The organism is Corynebacterium sp. p3-SID1056 (assembly GCF_025152525.1).
Taxonomy (GTDB): domain Bacteria; phylum Actinomycetota; class Actinomycetes; order Mycobacteriales; family Mycobacteriaceae; genus Corynebacterium.
In genome coordinates this window covers 21608-38038 of the sequence record NZ_JALXXL010000009.1, presented here as the reverse complement: position 1 = coordinate 38038, position 16431 = coordinate 21608, and the positions used below count along the sequence as shown (strand labels likewise).

Sequence of the window (16431 nt, the reverse complement as noted above, 5' to 3'; positions counted from 1 at the left end):
GAAAAAGGCCCCGCGGGGCCTTTTTGCTTATCGACGCCTACCTACCCCTCGCAGCATCGACGATATCGAACTCCGTGACGCGCGCGATGTCGCGCGGGTCCTGCTGGAAGGCGATGCCGAGGCGGTTGTAGCTGTTGACCCCGACCGCGCCGACAATGAGCGCGCGGACGTACTCCTCGCCGAAGGCGCCGGTTGCGCGCTCCCACAAATCCTCCGACAGGGACTCCGGGGTGTCCTCTAATTCGGTCAGCGCGTCGGTGAGCTCGAGGACCAGCGCCTCTGTCTCACTGAACTCGCCCGCGTGGCGCGTCCACTGCTCGACCTTGAGGATGTAGTCTTCACTCCAGCCGTGCTCGCGCGCGTTGCGGCGGTGGATCGCCGTGCATACCGGGCAGCCGTTGACCGCCGTTGCTCGCACGCACACCAGGTGCGCGTGGTCCGGTTCGGTGCGCTCCCGCAGCAGCTGCATCGGCGGGTAGAACATCTCAATGATTTCCTGGGGCACGTGGCGCGGAGTCATGCGTGAGATTCTACCGAACGCAGCGTGCCGGAGTAGAGATTGAACCGGCGGTTGCGCACAAACCCGGCCAGCGCCATATTGGCCTCGCGCGCAAGCTCTACCGCCAACGACGACGCGGCGGAGACCGCGACGAGCGCGGGGAATCCGGCCACCGCAGCCTTCTGTACGAGTTCGAAGGAGGCGCGCGAGCTCATCACGAGGATCATGCCGCGCGCCGGGAGCGCGCCTTCGAGCAGCAGGTGGCCGATGACCTTGTCGGCCGCGTTATGGCGGCCGATGTCCTCGCGCACGACGATCGGGTTGCCCTCGAGGTCGAAGGCCCCGGCGGCGTGAATGCCGCCGGTCTTGCGGAACTGCTTCTGCTCAGCGCGCAGCCGCTCAGGCAGCTCGACGATGAGCGCCGGGTCCAGTTCGATCGGCTCGATGGGGGTGCGTACCTTGTGCAGGAGTTCGCTAATGGACTGGGTTCCGCAGACCCCGCACGCGCTGGTGGTCGGGGTCAGCCGGATGAACTCCGGTGTGACCGGCTGCGCCGTGTCGGCGAGCTCCATGTCCAGCAGGTTGTAGGTGTTTTCGCCGTCCGGGCCGACCGCGCCGGCGCAGTAGCGCGCGGTACGCACGTCTTCGGCTGAGTTGATCAGCCCCTCGGCAAAGCACCACCCGTGGGCGAGTTCTACGTCGTGGCCCGGGGTGCGCATCGTCGAGGTCAGGGTTTGCCCTTGTGCGCGTATCTCTAAAGGTTCTTCCACTGTGACGGTGTCTGCGCGGGTGTCGGTGTAGAACTGTGGCCCGCCTTCCGCGTTGTCGTCGGCAAGCGTGACCTTGGTGATGGCGAAACGACGATTAATCCTGCTCATCCACGCCCTCATTCTCTGCGCCGTACCGCTGCAGGAGTGCGCTGGTTTGCGCAATGAGCGCGCGCACCTTTTCCGCCTGCTCCGCCTCGTCGTTCGGCAGGTCGGCCTGGCCCGCGGCAAGCCCCACGAGAAACGCGGTGGTGGGGGCGGCTGGACGCGATGGGCCGTTGTGCGCGACGTCGGCGGTGAGCTGCAGGATGTCTCCGACGAGAGAGCGCACCAGCGCTGGCGAGACCCCGAACTGCTCTGCAAGCGCTGCCAGCCAATCGTGGGTGGACTGCAGGCTTTCCTTCTGTGCCATGGGTACTCCTTTGCGTTGAATCTGTGGCTCCCACAGTAGCCCTCTGGGTCGGAGTTGCCCGGCAAGGTCCGGCAGGGAGACGTCGAGAAGGGATTTGCCCTGCGCGGTGGCCGAGGTATAGGGTTATCCGTCGGACTTGTGTGAGAAACACAAGCCGACAAGACCAAATGTACATCCAACTTTGTTGCAGGCCCCCCGCCGAAATGCGGACCGCGTGCAAGGGAGGCGGCGAGCGCCCCACGTTACTGAGCGTGGGGAGCGTGAAGTAGCCCCCGACAGACCACGCGGAAAACGCGACCTTTACGGGTCAGGTGGGTAGTTACACAAGGGAACCGCAACGAGAAAGGAACCGGTCACTCACTATGACCATGACTGATCCGATTGCGGACATGCTCTCTCGCGTGCGCAACGCAAACAATGCGCGCCACGAGACTGTGTCCATGCCGTCCTCCAAGATCAAGGTGAACATCGCCGAGATCCTGAAGCAGGAAGGCTACATCGCTGACTACAAGGTTGAGGACGCCAAGGTGGGCAAGACCCTGACCCTGGATCTCAAGTACGGCCCGACCCGCGAGGCTTCCATCGCTGGTCTGCGCCGCGTCTCCAAGCCGGGTCTGCGCGTGTACGCAAAGTCCAACGACCTGCCGCAGGTCCTCGGTGGCCTGGGCGTGGCAATCATTTCCACGTCCCACGGTCTGCTGACCGACCGACAGGCCCAAGAGAAGGGTGTAGGCGGGGAAGTCCTCGCTTACGTCTGGTAAAGGGGAGGTTGAATAGACTATGTCGCGTGTAGGTAATGCACCCATCGCAATTCCGAACAACGTCGAGACCAAGATTGACGGCCAGACCGTCGAGGTGAAGGGCCCGAAGGGCACCATGACCGTCGACATCCCGGCCCCGATCACCGCTGCCGTCGAGGACGGGCAGATCGTGGTGTCTCGTCCGGACGACCACCGTAAGAACCGCTCGCTGCACGGCCTGTCGCGCTCGCTGATCAACAACCTCGTTGTCGGCGTGACCGAGGGCTACAAGATCGACATGGAGATCTTCGGCGTTGGTTACCGTGTACAGCAGAAGGGCAAGGACCTCGAGTTCTCCCTCGGCTACTCCCACCCGATTTTGATCGAGGCTCCGGAGGGCATCGCATTCGCTGTCGACGGCAACACCAAGTTCTCGATCGAAGGTACCGACAAGCAGCAGGTTGGCCAGATCGCGGCGAACATCCGCCGTCTGCGCAAGGATGACCCGTACAAGGGTAAGGGCATCCGCTACGCAGGCGAGCAGGTACGTCGCAAGGTCGGAAAGACGGGTAAGTAATCATGAGCAATACTGCAGAGAACACCAAGCGCACCCCGGTTGGCAAGGACATTTCCTCCCGCCGCCGCGAGGCTCGCGCACGTCGCCACAACCGCATCCGCAAGACCCTGCGTGGCACCCCGGAGACCCCGCGTCTCGTCGTGCACCGCTCCTCCCGCCACATCCACGTCCAGGTCATCGACGACCTCGCCGGCCACACCCTCGTTGCCGCATCGTCGATGGAGCCGGACGTGCGCAACCTGGACGGGGACAAGAAGGACAAGGCAGCCAAGGTTGGCGCACTCGTCGCAGAGCGTGCCAAGGCAGCCGGCATCGAAGAGATCGTCTTCGACCGCGGTGGCTACAAGTACCACGGTCGCGTCGCAGCTCTTGCCGAAGCAGCTCGTGAAGGTGGTCTGAAGTTCTAATGATCACCGCAAACATCACCATCAACGGAAGGATCGCGTAATGGCCGAACGTGAACGGCGTGACGGCGGACGCTCCGCCGACAACCAGAACAACAAGGGCAACAAGAACGAGCGCGGTGGCCGCGGCCGCCGCGACGACCGCCGCAACCAGAACGACGACCGCGACAAGTACATCGAGCGCGTCATCACCATTAACCGCGTCGCAAAGACCGTCAAGGGTGGCCGCAACATGTCGTTTACCGCGCTCGTTGTCGTCGGCGACGGCCAGGGCATGGTCGGCGTCGGCTACGGCAAGGCAAAGGAAGTTCCCGCCGCAATCCAGAAGGGTGCAGAAGAGGCTCGCAAGAACTTCTTCCGTGTCCCGATGATTGCCGGCACCATCCCCCACCCGGTCCAGGGCGAAGAAGCCGCAGGCGTGGTCATGCTGCGCCCGGCTGCTCCCGGTACCGGTGTGATCGCCGGCGGCGCAGTCCGTCCGGTGCTCGAGTGCGCAGGTATTCAGGACATCCTGGCCAAGTCGCTCGGCTCCGACAACGCCCTGAACGTGGTTCAGGCAACCGTTGCCGGCCTGAAGGAACTGGTGCGCCCCGAAGAGGTCGCCGCGAAGCGTGGCAAGGACCTCGAGGACGTCGCTCCGGCCCGTATGCTGCGCGCACGTGCAGGACAGGAGGCGTAAACCACAATGGCACTGAAGATCACACTGCACCACGGTAAGGTTGGCGAGAAGCCGCAGACCCGCAAGAACCTCGAGGCTCTTGGTCTGCGCAAGATCGGCCAGTCCGTGATCAAGAAGGACAACGCCGCAACCCGCGGCCAGGTGCTCAAGGTGCGTCACCTTGTCACCGTCGAGGAAGTTGCAGGGGAGTAGATAGCACATGGCTGACATCATCAAGCTTCATGATCTGCGCCCGGCAAAGGGTGCGAACAAGCCGAAGCACCGCGTTGGCCGCGGTGAAGCCGGCAAGGGCGGCAAGACCGCCGGCCGCGGTACCAAGGGTACGAAGGCTCGCTACCAGGTTTCCGCAGCGTTTGAGGGCGGCCAGATGCCGCTGCACATGCGCCTGCCGAAGCTGAAGGGCTTTAAGAACCCGAACCGCGTCGAATACCAGGTTGTTAACGTCAACGACCTGGCCAAGGCCTTCCCGGACGGCGGTGCCGTGTCCATCGAGGACATCGTCGCAGCTGGCCTGGTTCGCAAGAACCAGCCGGTAAAGGTCCTGGGCAACGGCGACATCGACGTCAAGCTCGACGTCACCGCCAACAAGTTCTCCAAGTCCGCAGCCGAGAAGATCAAGGCTGCCGGCGGCTCCACCACCGAGGCCTAAGCGCTTCTAGGAGTCCGGCCCGCCGCCCCTTTCGTAAGGAAGGGGCGGCGGGCTTTTTTGCGTTGGCGCTGGGATTCGGCGGCGGGTTTTCCTGGCTGCTTGACCGTGGCCGCGCTAGATGTCGAGACCGGCAGGTCGAATTCATTGGTTTTTGCACGGGTACTCGACAACCCGGTCTCGACATTTGCGGTCGTTCCACGTAGATAGCGCAAGTTGGACAGCGTTTATCCCCGAAAAACGGGGAAAATCGACCTCCAACTTGCGCTAACCACGGGGGAGGCGGGCGCGCATCGGGCCGGGAGGCGCAACGCCGCCAGGCAAAAACACCGCACACACAAAAGCCGCCGACGCCTGGAAAGGCCCCGGCGGCAAAACCACACCAACTACGCTCGCGCGCGGTGCGCCAGCCTGTTGCCAAGCGACTGGATCGCCTGGACGACGATGATCAGGATGACCACCGTGGTGAGCATGGCCACGGAGTCGAACTGCTGGTAGCCGTAGGCGATCGCCAAGTCACCCACGCCCCCGCCACCGATGGTGCCGGCCATGGCCGTGGCAGAAATCAGGCCAACGGTCGCAGTGGTCACTGCGAGGATGATGGAGGACTTGGCCTCCGGAAGCAGGAAGTAGCGAATGGTCTGGCCCATGGTCGCGCCCATGGAGTCGGCCGCCTCGGTGATGCCAGGGTTGACCTCGAGCAGCGACTGCTCGATCAGGCGCGCGATAAACGGCGCGATGTAGAGCGTCAGCGGGACGAGTGCGGCGGTAGTGCCGATGGCGGTGCCGGCGATGACGCGCGTGAAAGGCGAGATCGCGACGAGCAGGATGATAAACGGCAGGGAACGAATGATGTTGACCACCACATTGAAGATGCCGTAGACCACCGAGTTGGGCTTCAGGCCGCCGGGGCGGGTGATCACCAGCGCGAGCGCCAGCGGGATGCCGATGAGTGCGCCGATGAACAGGGAGATGCCCACCATGTAGATGGTCTCGCCGAAGGAATCGACGTACATCGAGGGGGTGACGCGGGAACCGGTCGTGTCGCGCCACCAGGAGTTGAGCTGTTCCATGCGTTAAGCGTCCTTTCCGGTGATGCGGTTGATGGTCACGCCGTCCAGGCCGTGGAGCCACGCCAGCGCCTCGTCGGTCGATCCGTCGGCGCGTAGGCCAAGGATGGTGGCCCCGACGCTGGTGTCGGCGAGCTCGGTTTCGGCGGAGGATAACAGGTGCGCCTCGGTGCCGAAGCGGCTCGCGAGTTGCGAAAAGACGTCGGCGACGGCGTTGCCGGTGTGGATGAGCTGCACGACCGCGTCGTAGTCGCCCCGTTCGATCGCGGCGTGCACGCTGTCTGGCACCGCGCGGGGAATCACCGTTTCCACGAAGCGTTGGGTCAGCGTGGCCTGCGGGTCGGCGAAGACCTCGGCCACGGGCCCGGACTCGACCAGCTTGCCGGCTTCCAGTACTGCGACGGAGTCCGCGAGCCGCGCTACCACGTCCATTTGGTGCGTAATGAGCAGGATGGTCACCCCGAGCTTGGCGTTGATGTCGCGCAGGAGCTCGAGGATTTGGGTGGTGGTGAGTGGGTCGAGGGCGGACGTGGGCTCGTCGCAAAGCAAAATGCTCGGGTTGGTCACGAGCGCCCTGGCGATGCCCACGCGCTGGCGCTGGCCGCCGGAGAGCTGGCGCGGCTTGTGCTGGGCGCGGTCGCTGAGCCCGACCATCTCCAGGACCTCGGCGACGCGGCTTTTTACCTCGGCCTTCGGCGTTTTGGAAAGGAGCAGGGGCGTGGCGACGTTTTCTGCGACGGTCTTGGTTTCCAGCAGGTTGTAGTTCTGGAAGACCATGGAGACCTCGCGGCGTAGCTCGCGCAGCTGTTTCGCGCCGAGCTCGGCAGGTTGGCGGCCAAGGACGGTCACAGTGCCCGAGGTGGGCGTTTCCAGCCCATTGACCGTGCGGATGAGCGTGGACTTACCCGCCCCGGAGGTGCCCACGACTCCGGAGATGCCGCCGGTGGGCACGGTGAAGGTGATGTCATCCAGTGCGGTGAAGTCGCCCGAGCTCGTGTCGAAGACTTTGGACACGTGCTCGAAGGCGACCGCGGGTCCGGGCGTGGTGCCGGGGGAGTGGGTCATTGGAACCTTTCTGGGTTACTGCAGCGATTCCGGCAGGAACCAGTAGTTGTTCTCGTTGTTGGCGTCGAAGTACTCCTTGAACTCGTCGGAGCGGTAGGCCTCGGCGACGGCCTTCGCCCACGGCTCGTCGACCTTGTCCTCGGTGGTCACGGCCACGAGGATGAGTTCGGGGCGCAGGTTCTCCTGGAAGACCTGCAGCTTCGGGTCCAGGCCGGCGGAATACGACATGGAGCCCGGGATCACGGCCCAGTCGAGGTCCGGCAGGGAGCGCGAGAGGTTCGCCGAGTCCATTGGCTTGATGTCCAGGTTGTGCGGGTTCTCGGCGATGTCGGACTCGGCGAGCAGGGTCTCGTCGGCGTCGTCGCGCAGCGTGATCCAGCCGGCGTCGACAAGCAGGTGCAGGGCGCGCGACTTGTTGGAGCCGTCCATCGGGATGCCCACGGACTGCCCGTCGGCGACCTCTTCGATGTCGGTGTACTTCTCGGAGTAGAGGCCGGCCGGCACCGTCGGCACCTCGGTAATGGAGGCGAGGTTGCCGCCCTTTTCCTCATTAAACACGCCCATCCACGCGGAGTGCTGGTCCACGTTCAGGTCGGCGGAACCCTCGTTCAGCGCGGTGTCGGCCTGGGTGAGGTCGGTAAAGGAGGTGTATTCGACGGTGTAGCCGTCCTCCTCCAGGATCGGGCCCACGGCGTCCTCGAACAGCTCGGAGTAGGGCCCCGGCGAGGTGGCGACCCGGATGGTCTGGGAATCGCCCTCGGCGGCGGTGTCGCTCGATTCATCGCCGCACGCGCTCAGGCTCAGGGCGAGTGCGGTAGCGGTGGTCAGTGCTGCGAGTTTCTTCAGCATGGCGATCCTTTCAACTGCGTTTGTATAACACAAGGAACTCTAAACCTCTCGGTATGCAAATGCAAGACAGGTCGGTCTACTGCGGGCTTTTGCTTCTCGACGCTTACGTATCGCCCACCTTGTGCCCGGCTGAAAAAATGACAACGCGCTTCGGGTGGGATTGGAGCAGGCTTAAACCGGGCACGACTCTTGGGTTTCGCGTTCGGGCTGGTAGGGTAGTGGGGTCAAATATGTACGGGTGAGCTTTTGCATGCCTTTTTGGTAGGTAGGGCCAGCTCGTGACGAATACTGTTCGCAATCTCCTGCTTGTGTTTGCAGTGGGAGCCAGGAGGCTTTGTGTCCGCTATCTTTCAGGCGTTTAAGGACCATGATCTGCGCCGCAAGATTCTGATCACCCTTGCGCTGATGATTCTCTACCGCGTCGGTGCCCAAATCCCCACCCCGGGCGTGGACTACAACTTGATCCAGTCCCGCCTGCAGGACATTTCCCAGGGCGACCAGGCGACGATGTTCTCCATCATCGGTCTGTTCTCCGGCGGTGCGCTGCTGCAGCTGTCGATCTTCGCTATCGGCATTATGCCGTACATTACGGCGTCGATTATCGTCCAGCTGCTCACCGTGGTGATCCCGAAGTTTGAAGAGCTGAAGAAGGAGGGGCAGTCCGGCCAGGCGAAGATGACGCAGTACACGCGTTACCTCACCGTGGCGCTGGCCCTGCTGCAGTCCGCGGGCATCGTCGCGCTGGCTGACCGCGAGCAGCTGCTCGGGCAGGGCATGCCGGTGCTGGTGGAGGACCGCAACGTGTGGACCCTGCTGATGATGATCATCGTCATGACCTCCGGCGCGATCATCATCATGTGGCTCGGCGAGATCATCACCGAGAAGGGCGTGGGCAACGGCATGTCCCTGCTCATCTTCGCCGGCATTGCGACCAAACTGCCGTCCGAGGGCGCGATCATTTTGCAGAACTCCGGCGGCGTGGCACTCGCCATCGTGATCGCGGCGATCATCGCACTGGTCATCGGCATCATCTTCATCGAGCAGGGTCAGCGTCGCATTCCGGTGCAGTACGCCAAGCGCATGGTGGGCCGCCGCCAGTACGGCGGCTCCGCGACCTACCTGCCGCTGAAGGTGAACCAGGCGGGCGTGATCCCGGTCATCTTCGCCTCCTCGCTGATGTACGTGCCGGTGCTGATCACCCAGATCGTCAACATGAATAAGCCGACCCCGCCGGATAACTGGTGGATGAACAACGTGATGGCGTGGCTACAGAACCCGGGTTCCTGGCAGTACATCGTGGCCTACTTCGCCATGATCATCTTCTTCTCCTACTTCTACGTCTCGGTGCAGTACGACCCGATTGACCAGGCGGAGAACATGAAGAAGTACGGTGGATTTATTCCGGATATCCGCCCGGGCCGCCCGACTGCCGAGTACCTGGCGTACGTGATGAACCGCCTGCTCGTTGTCGGCTCGCTCTACCTGGCGTTCATTGCCATCCTGCCGAACCTGGCGCTGGATGCCGGTCTGGCAGGTTCTGGCCAGATGGGCATGAGTGCGTTCGGCGGTACGGCTATCCTGATTATGGTGTCCGTGGCCCTGACCACGGTCAAGCAAATTGAATCCCAACTCCTGCAATCCAACTACGAAGGACTTCTGCGATAATGCGTCTCGTACTTCTTGGCCCCCCTGGTGCCGGCAAGGGCACCCAGGCCGCAATTCTGTCTGAAAAGCTCGGCGTCCCGCACATCTCTACCGGCGACCTGTTCCGCGCCAACATCGGCGAGGGCACCCCGCTCGGTGTCGAGGCCAAGAGCTACATCGACGCCGGCAAGCTCGTGCCGACCGACGTGACCGCGCGCATGGTGGAGTCCCGCCTGAAGGAGGACGACGCCAAGGACGGCTTCCTGCTGGACGGCTTCCCGCGCACCGTGGAGCAGGCAGAGATCCTCACCGAGCTGCTGTCCAAGGCGGGCCAGAAGCTCGACGGCGTGCTGAACTTCGTGGTCGACGAGGACGTCGTGGTCGAGCGCATGCTCGCCCGCGGCCGCGCCGACGATAACGAGGAGACCATCCGCACCCGCCTCGGCGTGTACCGCGACGAGACCGCGCCGCTGATCGACCACTACGGCGAGGAGATCATCTCCATCGACGCAGTCGGCGACGTTGACGAGATCAACGCTCGCGCAATGGACAAGCTGAACGCGCTGAAGTAGCGCCAATACGGACAGGGGCCGGTGTATCGCCTACACCGGCCCCGTTTTCGTTTTTCGACCAAGGAAGGAAGCGCAATGGGCTTTCGCAAGCGCAAGATTGCAGCAAAATCGGCAGCGGAGTTGGATGCGATGGAGGCCGCCGGCCGCATCGTCGGTCTCGCACTCAACGCGGTGCAGGCTGCTGCGCGCCCCGGGGTGAGCACGCTCGAGCTCGACGAGGTGGCGGAGCGAGTGATCCGTGAGCACGGTGCCACACCGACGTTCAAGGGCTACCAGGGCTTCCCGGGCTCGATCTGCGCCTCGGTTAATGAGGTCGTGGTGCACGGCATCCCAAGCAAAGAAACAGTGCTTGCCGACGGCGACCTGGTCTCCATCGACTGCGGCGCCACCCTCGACGGCTGGGTGGGAGATTCGGCGCTGAGCTTCGGTGTCGGCACGCTTGCCCCCGAGGTCGACGCCCTCAACCGCGCCACCGAGTGGGTCCTGCACGAGGGGCTGAAGGCAATGGTGCCGGGCAACCGGCTTACCGACGTCTCGCACGCGCTCGAGCAGGCCACCTACCGCGCCGAGGAGCGCTTCGGCGTCACGCTCGGCATCCTCGATGGCTACGGCGGCCACGGCATCGGCCACACCATGCACGAGGATCCCTTCCTGGCCAATGAGGGCAAGCCCCACCGCGGCCCGGTGATCCAAAAAGGCTCCGTCCTCGCCATTGAGCCGATGCTCATCCTCGGCGGCGAGTTCGACTCGCGCGTGCTTGCCGACGGCTGGACGGTCGTCACCGCCGACGGCTCACCCGCAGCGCACTGGGAGCACACTGTGGCCGCGACCGAGCACGGTCCGCGTATCCTCACCCCACGCGAGGGGGACGCACCGCGCGCCTAACTATTCAAAATTGGCAATTGGTGGTTAGACTGCTGTCTATGTCTTACACACCTCGCCACGCGAAGCCCTCGGCTACCAAGCGCCGTGCCGCTGCTTTCGCCGCCGCCGCAGGCGTTTTCGCCTCGCTTGCTGTCAACCCGACCACCGCAGAAGCCGCGCCGGCCCCGCAGCAGCCTGTCAGCGGGTCTTCCATCGGCCAGCTGTCCTCGAACTCCGGCCTGGACGTGTTCTTGAAGAACGCGAACACCCAGCTGGAAAACCTGGGGTCTAGCGCCGATCAGTCGGTGCGCGACGCTGCGTGGAACCTGCGCAACAGCCTGCGCGCCCAGGCCGACGGCCTTGCCGCGATCAACCCGGAGCTTCCGGCGCAGGCAAAGGCCTCCATCGACCAGACCGTCGAGCGCCTCTTCCCGGGCCTGATCGCCGAGCGCACTCCGAAGCCGAAGCCCAAGCCGAAGCCGAAGCCGAAGCCGGCTCCGGCGCCCGCCCCGGCACCTGCGCCCGCGCAGCAGCAGCGTCCGGCCTTCGACTACGGCCCGTGCCCGAAGGACGCGAAGGCGTGCGTGGACGTTGACGGCCGCCGCTCCTGGCTGCAGAACAACGGCCAGGTCTACTACACCGCTGATCTCGTGGGCCCGGGCCGCCCCGGCCAGGAGACCCCGCGCGGTACGTTCTATGTCAACCGCAAGGTCAAGGACGAGATCTCCTACGAGTTCAACAACGCCCCGATGCCGTACGCGACCTACTTCACCTACAACGGCATCGCCTTCCACCAGGGCGACCCGACGATCCTGTCCGCCGGCTGCGTGCGCATGTACCAGGCTGACGCGCAGCGTTACTTCAACGATCTGCAGATCGGTGACAAGGTCTACGTGTACTAAACGGTTACTCAACGCGCAGCGTGAAAAGCGCGCCTACCTCACCCCGCCCGCCGCGAAAACGGCAGGCGGGGTTTGTGTTGTCGCAGGTGAAAGGATATAGTTGTCGGTTGGTGTGCAAGCACTGCTTGTTCTACACCGTGTAGCAGACGTGAAAAACGACTAGTACCTGCATAAATGCGGGGCAGTAGGAAGTGGATTGAATGGCAAAAGAAGGCGCAATTGAGGTCGAAGGCCGCGTAATCGAGCCGCTGAAGAACGCAACGTTCCGCGTTGAGCTTGATAATGGGCACACCGTCCTTGCTCACATCAGTGGCAAGATGCGCCAGCACTACATCCGCATCCTCCCTGAGGACCGCGTCGTCGTGGAGCTTTCCCCGTACGACCTGGACAAGGGACGTATCACGTACCGCTACAAGTAAGTACGTAAGCCTCCTTACCCAGACCTGACATCTGTCGGGTCGACTACCTCCGGCCACGGTGGCTGGAGCCGCGCGAACCGCAACCCATCCTCCGGCTCGGTCCGGACAAAGCGTTGTCTGGCGTGGACGGGTAGGGAGAAAACCACCGTAACAACCCGAAAGGAACGTAGCCACATGGCACGTCTCGCTGGTGTTGACCTCCCGCGCAACAAGCGCATGGAGATCGCTCTCACCTACATTTACGGCATCGGGGCTACCCGTGCTAAGGAACTGCTCGAAAAGACCGGCATTTCTCCCGACCTGCGTACGGACAACCTGAGCGACGATCAGCTCGCAGCGCTGCGCGACGCAATCGAGTCCTCCTACACCGTTGAGGGCGACCTGCGTCGTGAGGTGCAGGCAGATATCCGCCGCAAGATTGAAATCGGCTCCTACCAGGGTCTGCGCCACCGCCGTGGCCTGCCCGTCCGCGGCCAGCGCACGAAGACCAACGCGCGTACCCGCAAGGGCCCGAAGAAGACTATCGCAGGAAAGAAGAAGTAACTTATGCCACCGAAGACTCGTTCCGGCGCGCGCCGTCGCGTCGTAAAGAAGAACGTGGCCGCAGGCCACGCCTACATCAAGTCCACCTTCAACAACACCATCGTGTCCATCACGGACGCCAACGGTGCTGTCATCTCCTGGGCCTCTTCCGGCCACGTCGGGTTCAAGGGCTCCCGTAAGTCCACCCCGTTCGCTGCGCAGATGGCTGCCGAGAACGCTGCCCGCAAGGCAATGGATCACGGCATGAAGAAGGTTGACGTCTTTGTCAAGGGTCCCGGCTCCGGCCGCGAGACCGCTATCCGTTCGCTCCAGGCTGCTGGCCTGGAGGTGTCCTCGATCTCGGACGTGACGCCCCAGCCGTTCAACGGCTGCCGTCCGCCGAAGCGTCGTCGCGTTTAAGGCAGAAAGGAAAAGAGGTAAAACACCATGGCTCGTTATACCGGCCCTGCTACCCGTAAGTCCCGTCGCCTCCGCGTCGACCTCGTCGGCGGTGACATGTCCTTCGAGCGTCGCCCGTACCCCCCGGGGCAGGCTGGCCGCGCTCGCATCAAGGAGTCCGAGTACCTGCTGCAGCTGCAGGAGAAGCAGAAGGCTCGCTTCACCTACGGCGTGATGGAGAAGCAGTTCCGTCGCTACTACGAGGAGGCCAACCGTCTCCCCGGTAAGACCGGCGACAACCTGCTGATCCTGCTGGAGTCCCGCCTGGACAACGTCGTCTACCGCGCTGGTCTGGCACGCACCCGTCGTCAGGCTCGCCAGCTTGTCTCCCACGGTCACTTCACCGTCAACGGCAAGCGCGTCGACGTCCCGTCGTTCAAGGTGACCCAGTACGACATCATCGACGTCCGCGAGAAGTCCCGCGGCATGCTCTGGTTTGAGGATGCTCAGGACAACCTGCTCGACGCCGTCGTTCCGGCATGGCTGCAGGTCGTTCCGGACACCCTGCGCATCCTCGTGCACCAGCTGCCCGAGCGCGCTCAGATTGAGGTGCCCCTGCAGGAGCAGCTCATCGTCGAGCTTTACTCGAAGTAACCACTTCGCCCCGCGCCTTTTGCTTGTCGACGAAGCGTGGCGCGAAAACTTCCAACATCATCCGTTCCTACCGGCTTCATATAGCGGGAGCCGACAAAGGAGAAGTTCATGCTCATCTCTCACCGTCCGCAGTTGACCGAGGAGTACATCGATACCAACCGCTCGAAGTTCGTCATCGAGCCGCTCGAGCCTGGTTTCGGCTACACCCTCGGCAACTCCCTGCGCCGCACGCTGCTGTCGTCCATCCCGGGCGCGGCGGTGACCTCCATCAAGATCGATGGCGTGCTCCACGAGTTCACCACGATCGCTGGCGTGAAGGAGAACGTTTCCGAGATCATCCTCAACATCAAGGACATGGTCCTGTCGTCGGATTCCGACGAGCCGGTCGTCATGTACCTGTCGGTTGAGGGCCCCGGAGATGTCACCGCGGGCTCGATCGAGCCGCCTGCTGATGTCCAGATCCACAACCCGGATTTGCACATCGCCTCCCTGAGCGAGGGCGCTCGTCTGGAGATGGAGCTTGTTGTCGAGCGCGGCCGCGGCTACGTCCCGGCCATGCCGAACTCGGGCGGGGAGCCCGGCCGTATCCCGGTCGACCAGATTTACTCCCCGGTCACCCGCGTCGCCTACAAGGTTGAGGCGACCCGTGTCGAGCAGCGCACCGACTTTGACAAGCTGATCATCGACGTGGAGACCAAGAACTCCATGGCAGCACGCGACGCGCTGGCGTCGGCAGGCTCCACCCTGGTGGAGTTGTTCGGCCTGGCACGCGAGCTGAACACGGAGTCCGAGGGCATTGAGATCGGCCCCTCCCCGCAGGAGACCGAGTACATTGCCGCGTACAACACGCCGATCGAGGACCTGAACTTCACCGTCCGCTCCTACAACTGCCTGAAGCGTCAGGAGATCCACACCGTCGGTCAGCTCGCTGAGTGCACCGAGTCTGAGCTGCTGGATATCCGCAACTTCGGCCAGAAGTCTATTAACGAGGTCAAGATCAAGCTCGCTTCGCAGAACTTGACCTTGAAGGATGCACCGGAAGATTTCGACCCGACCCAGATCGAGGGCTACGACGCCGAGACCGGCGACTTCGTTGACCCGAGCGGGGACGAGACCGAGTAAAGCCGAGTCCATAAAAGAGCACGCGCTCAACTAACGCACACGAGGAGTACGAAAATGCCTACCCCGAAGAAGGGTGCCCGTCTCGGAGGGTCCGCTAGCCACCAGAAGCACATTCTGTCCAACCTGGCTATGGCTCTCTTCCAGCACGGCGCTATCACCACGACCGATGCGAAGGCACGCACGCTGCGTCCCTACGCTGAGAAGCTGATCACCAAGGCAAAGAAGGGCACCATCGCGGACCGCCGCGCCGTTGCCGCTGAACTGCCGAACAAGGAGGTCGTCGCTTACCTGTTCAACCAGCTGGCCCCGATGTTCGAGGGCCGCGAGGGCGGCTACACCCGCCTGATCAAGCTGGAGAACCGTCCGGGCGACAACGCTCCGATGACGCAGATCTCGCTCGTCCTCGAGCAGACTGCCGCCAACGAGGCTGAGCGCACCGCTCGCGCCGCAGCTTCCAAGAAGGCTGAGGAGGAGAAGGCTGAGGAGGCCGAATCCGCTGAGTCTTCTGAGGCCGCTGAGGCTGAAACCGAGGCCAAGGAGGACTAGTTCCCTCTCGCCTTGCCGCTTGGGCCCCACCCGCATCGTTCGGGTGGGGCCCTGCGCGTCTCTGAACAGCGCAAGTTGGAACTCGTTTATCGCCGATTTCCGGGGTTAAACGATGTGCAACTTGCGCTGTTTATCCGTAAAGCCCCAACGCCACGCCCACCGCCCACCTGCTAGCCTTATCCGAATGACCACACCGCCAGCATCGGGCACGGATATGCGCCTGCGCTTGGACATCGCCTACGACGGCACGGACTTCCACGGCTGGGCCCGCCAGACTTCCGGGGTGCGCACCGTACAGGAGACTATCGAGGACGCGCTCGCGCTCGTGCTGCGCACCCCGGTGTCGCTCACGGTGGCGGGGCGCACCGACGCCGGCGTGCACGCAAGCGCCCAGGTCGCGCACACCGATGTGCCGCGGGCGGCGCTGGACCAGCGCTCCCTCGACGGCGACCCCGCCAAGCTGGTACGCCGACTAGCCAAGCTCCTGCCTGCCGACGTGCGCGTGCTCGACGTCAGCGAGGCACCGCCGGCTTTCGACGCCCGGTTCGCGGCGCTGCACCGGTCGTACACTTACCGGGTGACCACCAACCCTGCAGGCGCCCTGCCCACCCGCCGCGCCGACACCGCCGTGTGGGGCAAGCCCGTCGACCTGAACCGCATGCAGGAGGCGGCCGACTTGCTCGTCGGGCTGCACGACTTCGCCGCCTTCTGCAAGCCGAAGCCGCACGCGACCACCATCCGCGATGTCCATGCGTTTACCTGGCACGACGTGAGCACGCAGCACGAGCGCGACGTCTACGAGGCGCGGATCACCGCGGACGCCTTCTGCTGGAACATGGTCCGCGCGTTGGTCGCGACCTGCCTGAAGGTAGGGGAGGGCAAGCGCGAAGAATCGTGGGTTGCGCAGCTGCTCGAGGCGACAAAGCGCGACTCCCGGGTGCCGCTCGCCCCGGCGTGCGGGCTCACGCTCACCGGCGTTGAGTACCCGCACCCAGACGCGTTTGCGAAGCGGGCCGCCGTGACACGCGACCGGCGCGCGTTGCCGGAGAGCTAAGGGCTTAGAATATTTTTCACGCGAA

At 63.7% G+C, this 16431-nt stretch carries 23 protein-coding genes; 17 read left to right on the top strand and 6 right to left on the bottom strand.

The window, feature by feature from the left end; genetic code table 11:
• Nucleotides 1-37: 37 nt before the first annotated feature.
• From M3G14_RS08850 to M3G14_RS08840, 3 genes are read right to left on the bottom strand one after another with little or no spacing between them, the layout of a single operon-like run.
• Nucleotides 38-520, bottom strand: coding sequence for a carboxymuconolactone decarboxylase family protein (locus tag M3G14_RS08850; RefSeq protein ID WP_259926176.1), 483 nt, complete (start codon nucleotides 518-520; stop codon nucleotides 38-40).
• Nucleotides 517-1377 (bottom strand): formate dehydrogenase accessory sulfurtransferase FdhD, encoded by an 861-nt coding sequence (fdhD, locus tag M3G14_RS08845; RefSeq protein ID WP_259926175.1) that lies wholly within the window; start codon nucleotides 1375-1377, stop codon nucleotides 517-519. Before fdhD ends, M3G14_RS08850 begins: the two co-directional genes overlap by 4 nt.
• Nucleotides 1364-1678: a DUF6457 domain-containing protein gene (locus tag M3G14_RS08840; RefSeq protein WP_259926174.1), complete on the bottom strand. Its 315-nt coding sequence runs from the start codon at nucleotides 1676-1678 to the stop codon at nucleotides 1364-1366. Before M3G14_RS08840 ends, fdhD begins: the two co-directional genes overlap by 14 nt.
• 362 nt (nucleotides 1679-2040) lie before the next feature.
• Between M3G14_RS08840 and rpsH the strand changes: the two genes are divergently transcribed.
• From rpsH to rplO, 6 genes are read left to right on the top strand one after another with little or no spacing between them, the layout of a single operon-like run.
• Complete coding sequence (gene rpsH / locus M3G14_RS08835; protein ID WP_259926173.1) at nucleotides 2041-2439, top strand: 30S ribosomal protein S8; 399 nt, start codon at nucleotides 2041-2043, stop codon at nucleotides 2437-2439.
• Between the two features lie 19 nt (nucleotides 2440-2458).
• Complete coding sequence (rplF, locus tag M3G14_RS08830) at nucleotides 2459-2995, top strand: 50S ribosomal protein L6 (protein ID WP_259926172.1); 537 nt, start codon at nucleotides 2459-2461, stop codon at nucleotides 2993-2995.
• Between the two features lie 2 nt (nucleotides 2996-2997).
• Nucleotides 2998-3402 carry a 50S ribosomal protein L18 gene (gene rplR, locus M3G14_RS08825; protein WP_259926171.1) on the top strand — a complete coding sequence of 135 codons (405 nt, stop codon included), beginning with the start codon at nucleotides 2998-3000 and terminating at the stop codon, nucleotides 3400-3402.
• 40 nt (nucleotides 3403-3442) lie between these two features.
• Nucleotides 3443-4078, top strand: coding sequence for a 30S ribosomal protein S5 (gene rpsE / locus M3G14_RS08820; RefSeq protein ID WP_259926170.1), 636 nt, complete (start codon nucleotides 3443-3445; stop codon nucleotides 4076-4078).
• 6 nt (nucleotides 4079-4084) lie between these two features.
• Nucleotides 4085-4270, top strand: a complete 186-nt coding sequence (gene rpmD, locus M3G14_RS08815; protein ID WP_038588398.1) for a 50S ribosomal protein L30 — start codon at nucleotides 4085-4087, stop codon at nucleotides 4268-4270.
• Between the two features lie 7 nt (nucleotides 4271-4277).
• Nucleotides 4278-4727, top strand: coding sequence for a 50S ribosomal protein L15 (gene rplO, locus M3G14_RS08810; protein WP_259926169.1), 450 nt, complete (start codon nucleotides 4278-4280; stop codon nucleotides 4725-4727).
• 383 nt (nucleotides 4728-5110) lie between these two features.
• Here rplO and M3G14_RS08805 read toward each other — a convergent pair whose 3' ends face one another.
• Genes M3G14_RS08805 through M3G14_RS08795 form a run of 3 tightly spaced genes read right to left on the bottom strand, consistent with a single transcriptional unit; the run spans nucleotide 5111 to nucleotide 7708 of the window.
• The gene (locus tag M3G14_RS08805; RefSeq protein WP_259926168.1) at nucleotides 5111-5797 is read right to left on the bottom strand and encodes a methionine ABC transporter permease; all 687 of its coding nucleotides are present in this window, start codon (nucleotides 5795-5797) and stop codon (nucleotides 5111-5113) included.
• 3 nt (nucleotides 5798-5800) lie between these two features.
• On the bottom strand, nucleotides 5801-6859 hold the full coding sequence (locus M3G14_RS08800; RefSeq protein WP_259926165.1) for a methionine ABC transporter ATP-binding protein: 1059 nt from the start codon (nucleotides 6857-6859) through the stop codon (nucleotides 5801-5803).
• Between the two features lie 15 nt (nucleotides 6860-6874).
• A complete protein-coding gene (locus M3G14_RS08795; RefSeq protein WP_259926164.1) occupies nucleotides 6875-7708 on the bottom strand; it encodes a MetQ/NlpA family ABC transporter substrate-binding protein in 834 nt (277 codons plus the stop codon).
• A 336-nt stretch (nucleotides 7709-8044) separates the two neighbouring features.
• Here M3G14_RS08795 and secY point away from each other — a divergent pair, with 336 nt between their 5' ends.
• The 11 genes from secY (at nucleotide 8045) to truA (ending at nucleotide 16406) form a co-directional block, all read left to right on the top strand.
• On the top strand, nucleotides 8045-9373 hold the full coding sequence (gene secY, locus M3G14_RS08790; RefSeq protein ID WP_259926163.1) for a preprotein translocase subunit SecY: 1329 nt from the start codon (nucleotides 8045-8047) through the stop codon (nucleotides 9371-9373).
• Nucleotides 9373-9924: an adenylate kinase gene (locus tag M3G14_RS08785; protein ID WP_259926162.1), complete on the top strand. Its 552-nt coding sequence runs from the start codon at nucleotides 9373-9375 to the stop codon at nucleotides 9922-9924. Before secY ends, M3G14_RS08785 begins: the two co-directional genes overlap by 1 nt.
• Before the next feature lie 75 nt (nucleotides 9925-9999).
• Nucleotides 10000-10809 (top strand): type I methionyl aminopeptidase, encoded by an 810-nt coding sequence (gene map / locus M3G14_RS08780; protein WP_259926161.1) that lies wholly within the window; start codon nucleotides 10000-10002, stop codon nucleotides 10807-10809.
• Between the two features lie 38 nt (nucleotides 10810-10847).
• Entirely contained in the window at nucleotides 10848-11690 is an 843-nt protein-coding gene (locus tag M3G14_RS08775; protein ID WP_259926160.1) for a L,D-transpeptidase, read from the top strand.
• A gap of 200 nt (nucleotides 11691-11890) precedes the next feature.
• On the top strand, nucleotides 11891-12109 hold the full coding sequence (gene infA, locus M3G14_RS08770; protein WP_038588435.1) for a translation initiation factor IF-1: 219 nt from the start codon (nucleotides 11891-11893) through the stop codon (nucleotides 12107-12109).
• A gap of 174 nt (nucleotides 12110-12283) precedes the next feature.
• Nucleotides 12284-12652 carry a 30S ribosomal protein S13 gene (gene rpsM / locus M3G14_RS08765; protein WP_038588440.1) on the top strand — a complete coding sequence of 123 codons (369 nt, stop codon included), beginning with the start codon at nucleotides 12284-12286 and terminating at the stop codon, nucleotides 12650-12652.
• A 3-nt stretch (nucleotides 12653-12655) separates the two neighbouring features.
• Nucleotides 12656-13051: a 30S ribosomal protein S11 gene (rpsK, locus tag M3G14_RS08760; RefSeq protein WP_038588443.1), complete on the top strand. Its 396-nt coding sequence runs from the start codon at nucleotides 12656-12658 to the stop codon at nucleotides 13049-13051.
• A gap of 27 nt (nucleotides 13052-13078) precedes the next feature.
• Entirely contained in the window at nucleotides 13079-13684 is a 606-nt protein-coding gene (gene rpsD, locus M3G14_RS08755; protein ID WP_259926159.1) for a 30S ribosomal protein S4, read from the top strand.
• A gap of 108 nt (nucleotides 13685-13792) precedes the next feature.
• Entirely contained in the window at nucleotides 13793-14806 is a 1014-nt protein-coding gene (locus tag M3G14_RS08750; RefSeq protein ID WP_259926158.1) for a DNA-directed RNA polymerase subunit alpha, read from the top strand.
• A 54-nt stretch (nucleotides 14807-14860) separates the two neighbouring features.
• The gene (rplQ, locus tag M3G14_RS08745) at nucleotides 14861-15352 is read left to right on the top strand and encodes a 50S ribosomal protein L17 (RefSeq protein WP_259926157.1); all 492 of its coding nucleotides are present in this window, start codon (nucleotides 14861-14863) and stop codon (nucleotides 15350-15352) included.
• A gap of 184 nt (nucleotides 15353-15536) precedes the next feature.
• Nucleotides 15537-16406: a tRNA pseudouridine(38-40) synthase TruA gene (gene truA, locus M3G14_RS08740; protein WP_259926156.1), complete on the top strand. Its 870-nt coding sequence runs from the start codon at nucleotides 15537-15539 to the stop codon at nucleotides 16404-16406.
• Nucleotides 16407-16431 lie beyond the last annotated feature (25 nt).

Excerpts from the sequence above, each read along its gene's own strand:
- M3G14_RS08850 (WP_259926176.1), bottom strand. The coding sequence starts at position 520 with ATGACTCCGCGCCACGTGCCCCAGGAAATCATTGAGATGTTCTACCCG.
- fdhD (WP_259926175.1), bottom strand. The coding sequence starts at position 1,377 with ATGAGCAGGATTAATCGTCGTTTCGCCATCACCAAGGTCACGCTTGCC.
- M3G14_RS08840 (WP_259926174.1), bottom strand. The coding sequence starts at position 1,678 with ATGGCACAGAAGGAAAGCCTGCAGTCCACCCACGATTGGCTGGCAGCG.
- rpsH (WP_259926173.1), top strand. The coding sequence starts at position 2,041 with ATGACCATGACTGATCCGATTGCGGACATGCTCTCTCGCGTGCGCAAC.
- rplF (WP_259926172.1), top strand. The coding sequence starts at position 2,459 with ATGTCGCGTGTAGGTAATGCACCCATCGCAATTCCGAACAACGTCGAG.
- rplR (WP_259926171.1), top strand. The coding sequence starts at position 2,998 with ATGAGCAATACTGCAGAGAACACCAAGCGCACCCCGGTTGGCAAGGAC.
- rpsE (WP_259926170.1), top strand. The coding sequence starts at position 3,443 with ATGGCCGAACGTGAACGGCGTGACGGCGGACGCTCCGCCGACAACCAG.
- rpmD (WP_038588398.1), top strand. The coding sequence starts at position 4,085 with ATGGCACTGAAGATCACACTGCACCACGGTAAGGTTGGCGAGAAGCCG.
- rplO (WP_259926169.1), top strand. The coding sequence starts at position 4,278 with ATGGCTGACATCATCAAGCTTCATGATCTGCGCCCGGCAAAGGGTGCG.
- M3G14_RS08805 (WP_259926168.1), bottom strand. The coding sequence starts at position 5,797 with ATGGAACAGCTCAACTCCTGGTGGCGCGACACGACCGGTTCCCGCGTC.
- M3G14_RS08800 (WP_259926165.1), bottom strand. The coding sequence starts at position 6,859 with ATGACCCACTCCCCCGGCACCACGCCCGGACCCGCGGTCGCCTTCGAG.
- M3G14_RS08795 (WP_259926164.1), bottom strand. The coding sequence starts at position 7,708 with ATGCTGAAGAAACTCGCAGCACTGACCACCGCTACCGCACTCGCCCTG.
- M3G14_RS08785 (WP_259926162.1), top strand. The coding sequence starts at position 9,373 with ATGCGTCTCGTACTTCTTGGCCCCCCTGGTGCCGGCAAGGGCACCCAG.
- map (WP_259926161.1), top strand. The coding sequence starts at position 10,000 with ATGGGCTTTCGCAAGCGCAAGATTGCAGCAAAATCGGCAGCGGAGTTG.
- M3G14_RS08775 (WP_259926160.1), top strand. The coding sequence starts at position 10,848 with ATGTCTTACACACCTCGCCACGCGAAGCCCTCGGCTACCAAGCGCCGT.
- infA (WP_038588435.1), top strand. The coding sequence starts at position 11,891 with ATGGCAAAAGAAGGCGCAATTGAGGTCGAAGGCCGCGTAATCGAGCCG.
- rpsM (WP_038588440.1), top strand. The coding sequence starts at position 12,284 with ATGGCACGTCTCGCTGGTGTTGACCTCCCGCGCAACAAGCGCATGGAG.
- rpsK (WP_038588443.1), top strand. The coding sequence starts at position 12,656 with ATGCCACCGAAGACTCGTTCCGGCGCGCGCCGTCGCGTCGTAAAGAAG.
- rpsD (WP_259926159.1), top strand. The coding sequence starts at position 13,079 with ATGGCTCGTTATACCGGCCCTGCTACCCGTAAGTCCCGTCGCCTCCGC.
- M3G14_RS08750 (WP_259926158.1), top strand. The coding sequence starts at position 13,793 with ATGCTCATCTCTCACCGTCCGCAGTTGACCGAGGAGTACATCGATACC.
- rplQ (WP_259926157.1), top strand. The coding sequence starts at position 14,861 with ATGCCTACCCCGAAGAAGGGTGCCCGTCTCGGAGGGTCCGCTAGCCAC.
- truA (WP_259926156.1), top strand. The coding sequence starts at position 15,537 with ATGACCACACCGCCAGCATCGGGCACGGATATGCGCCTGCGCTTGGAC.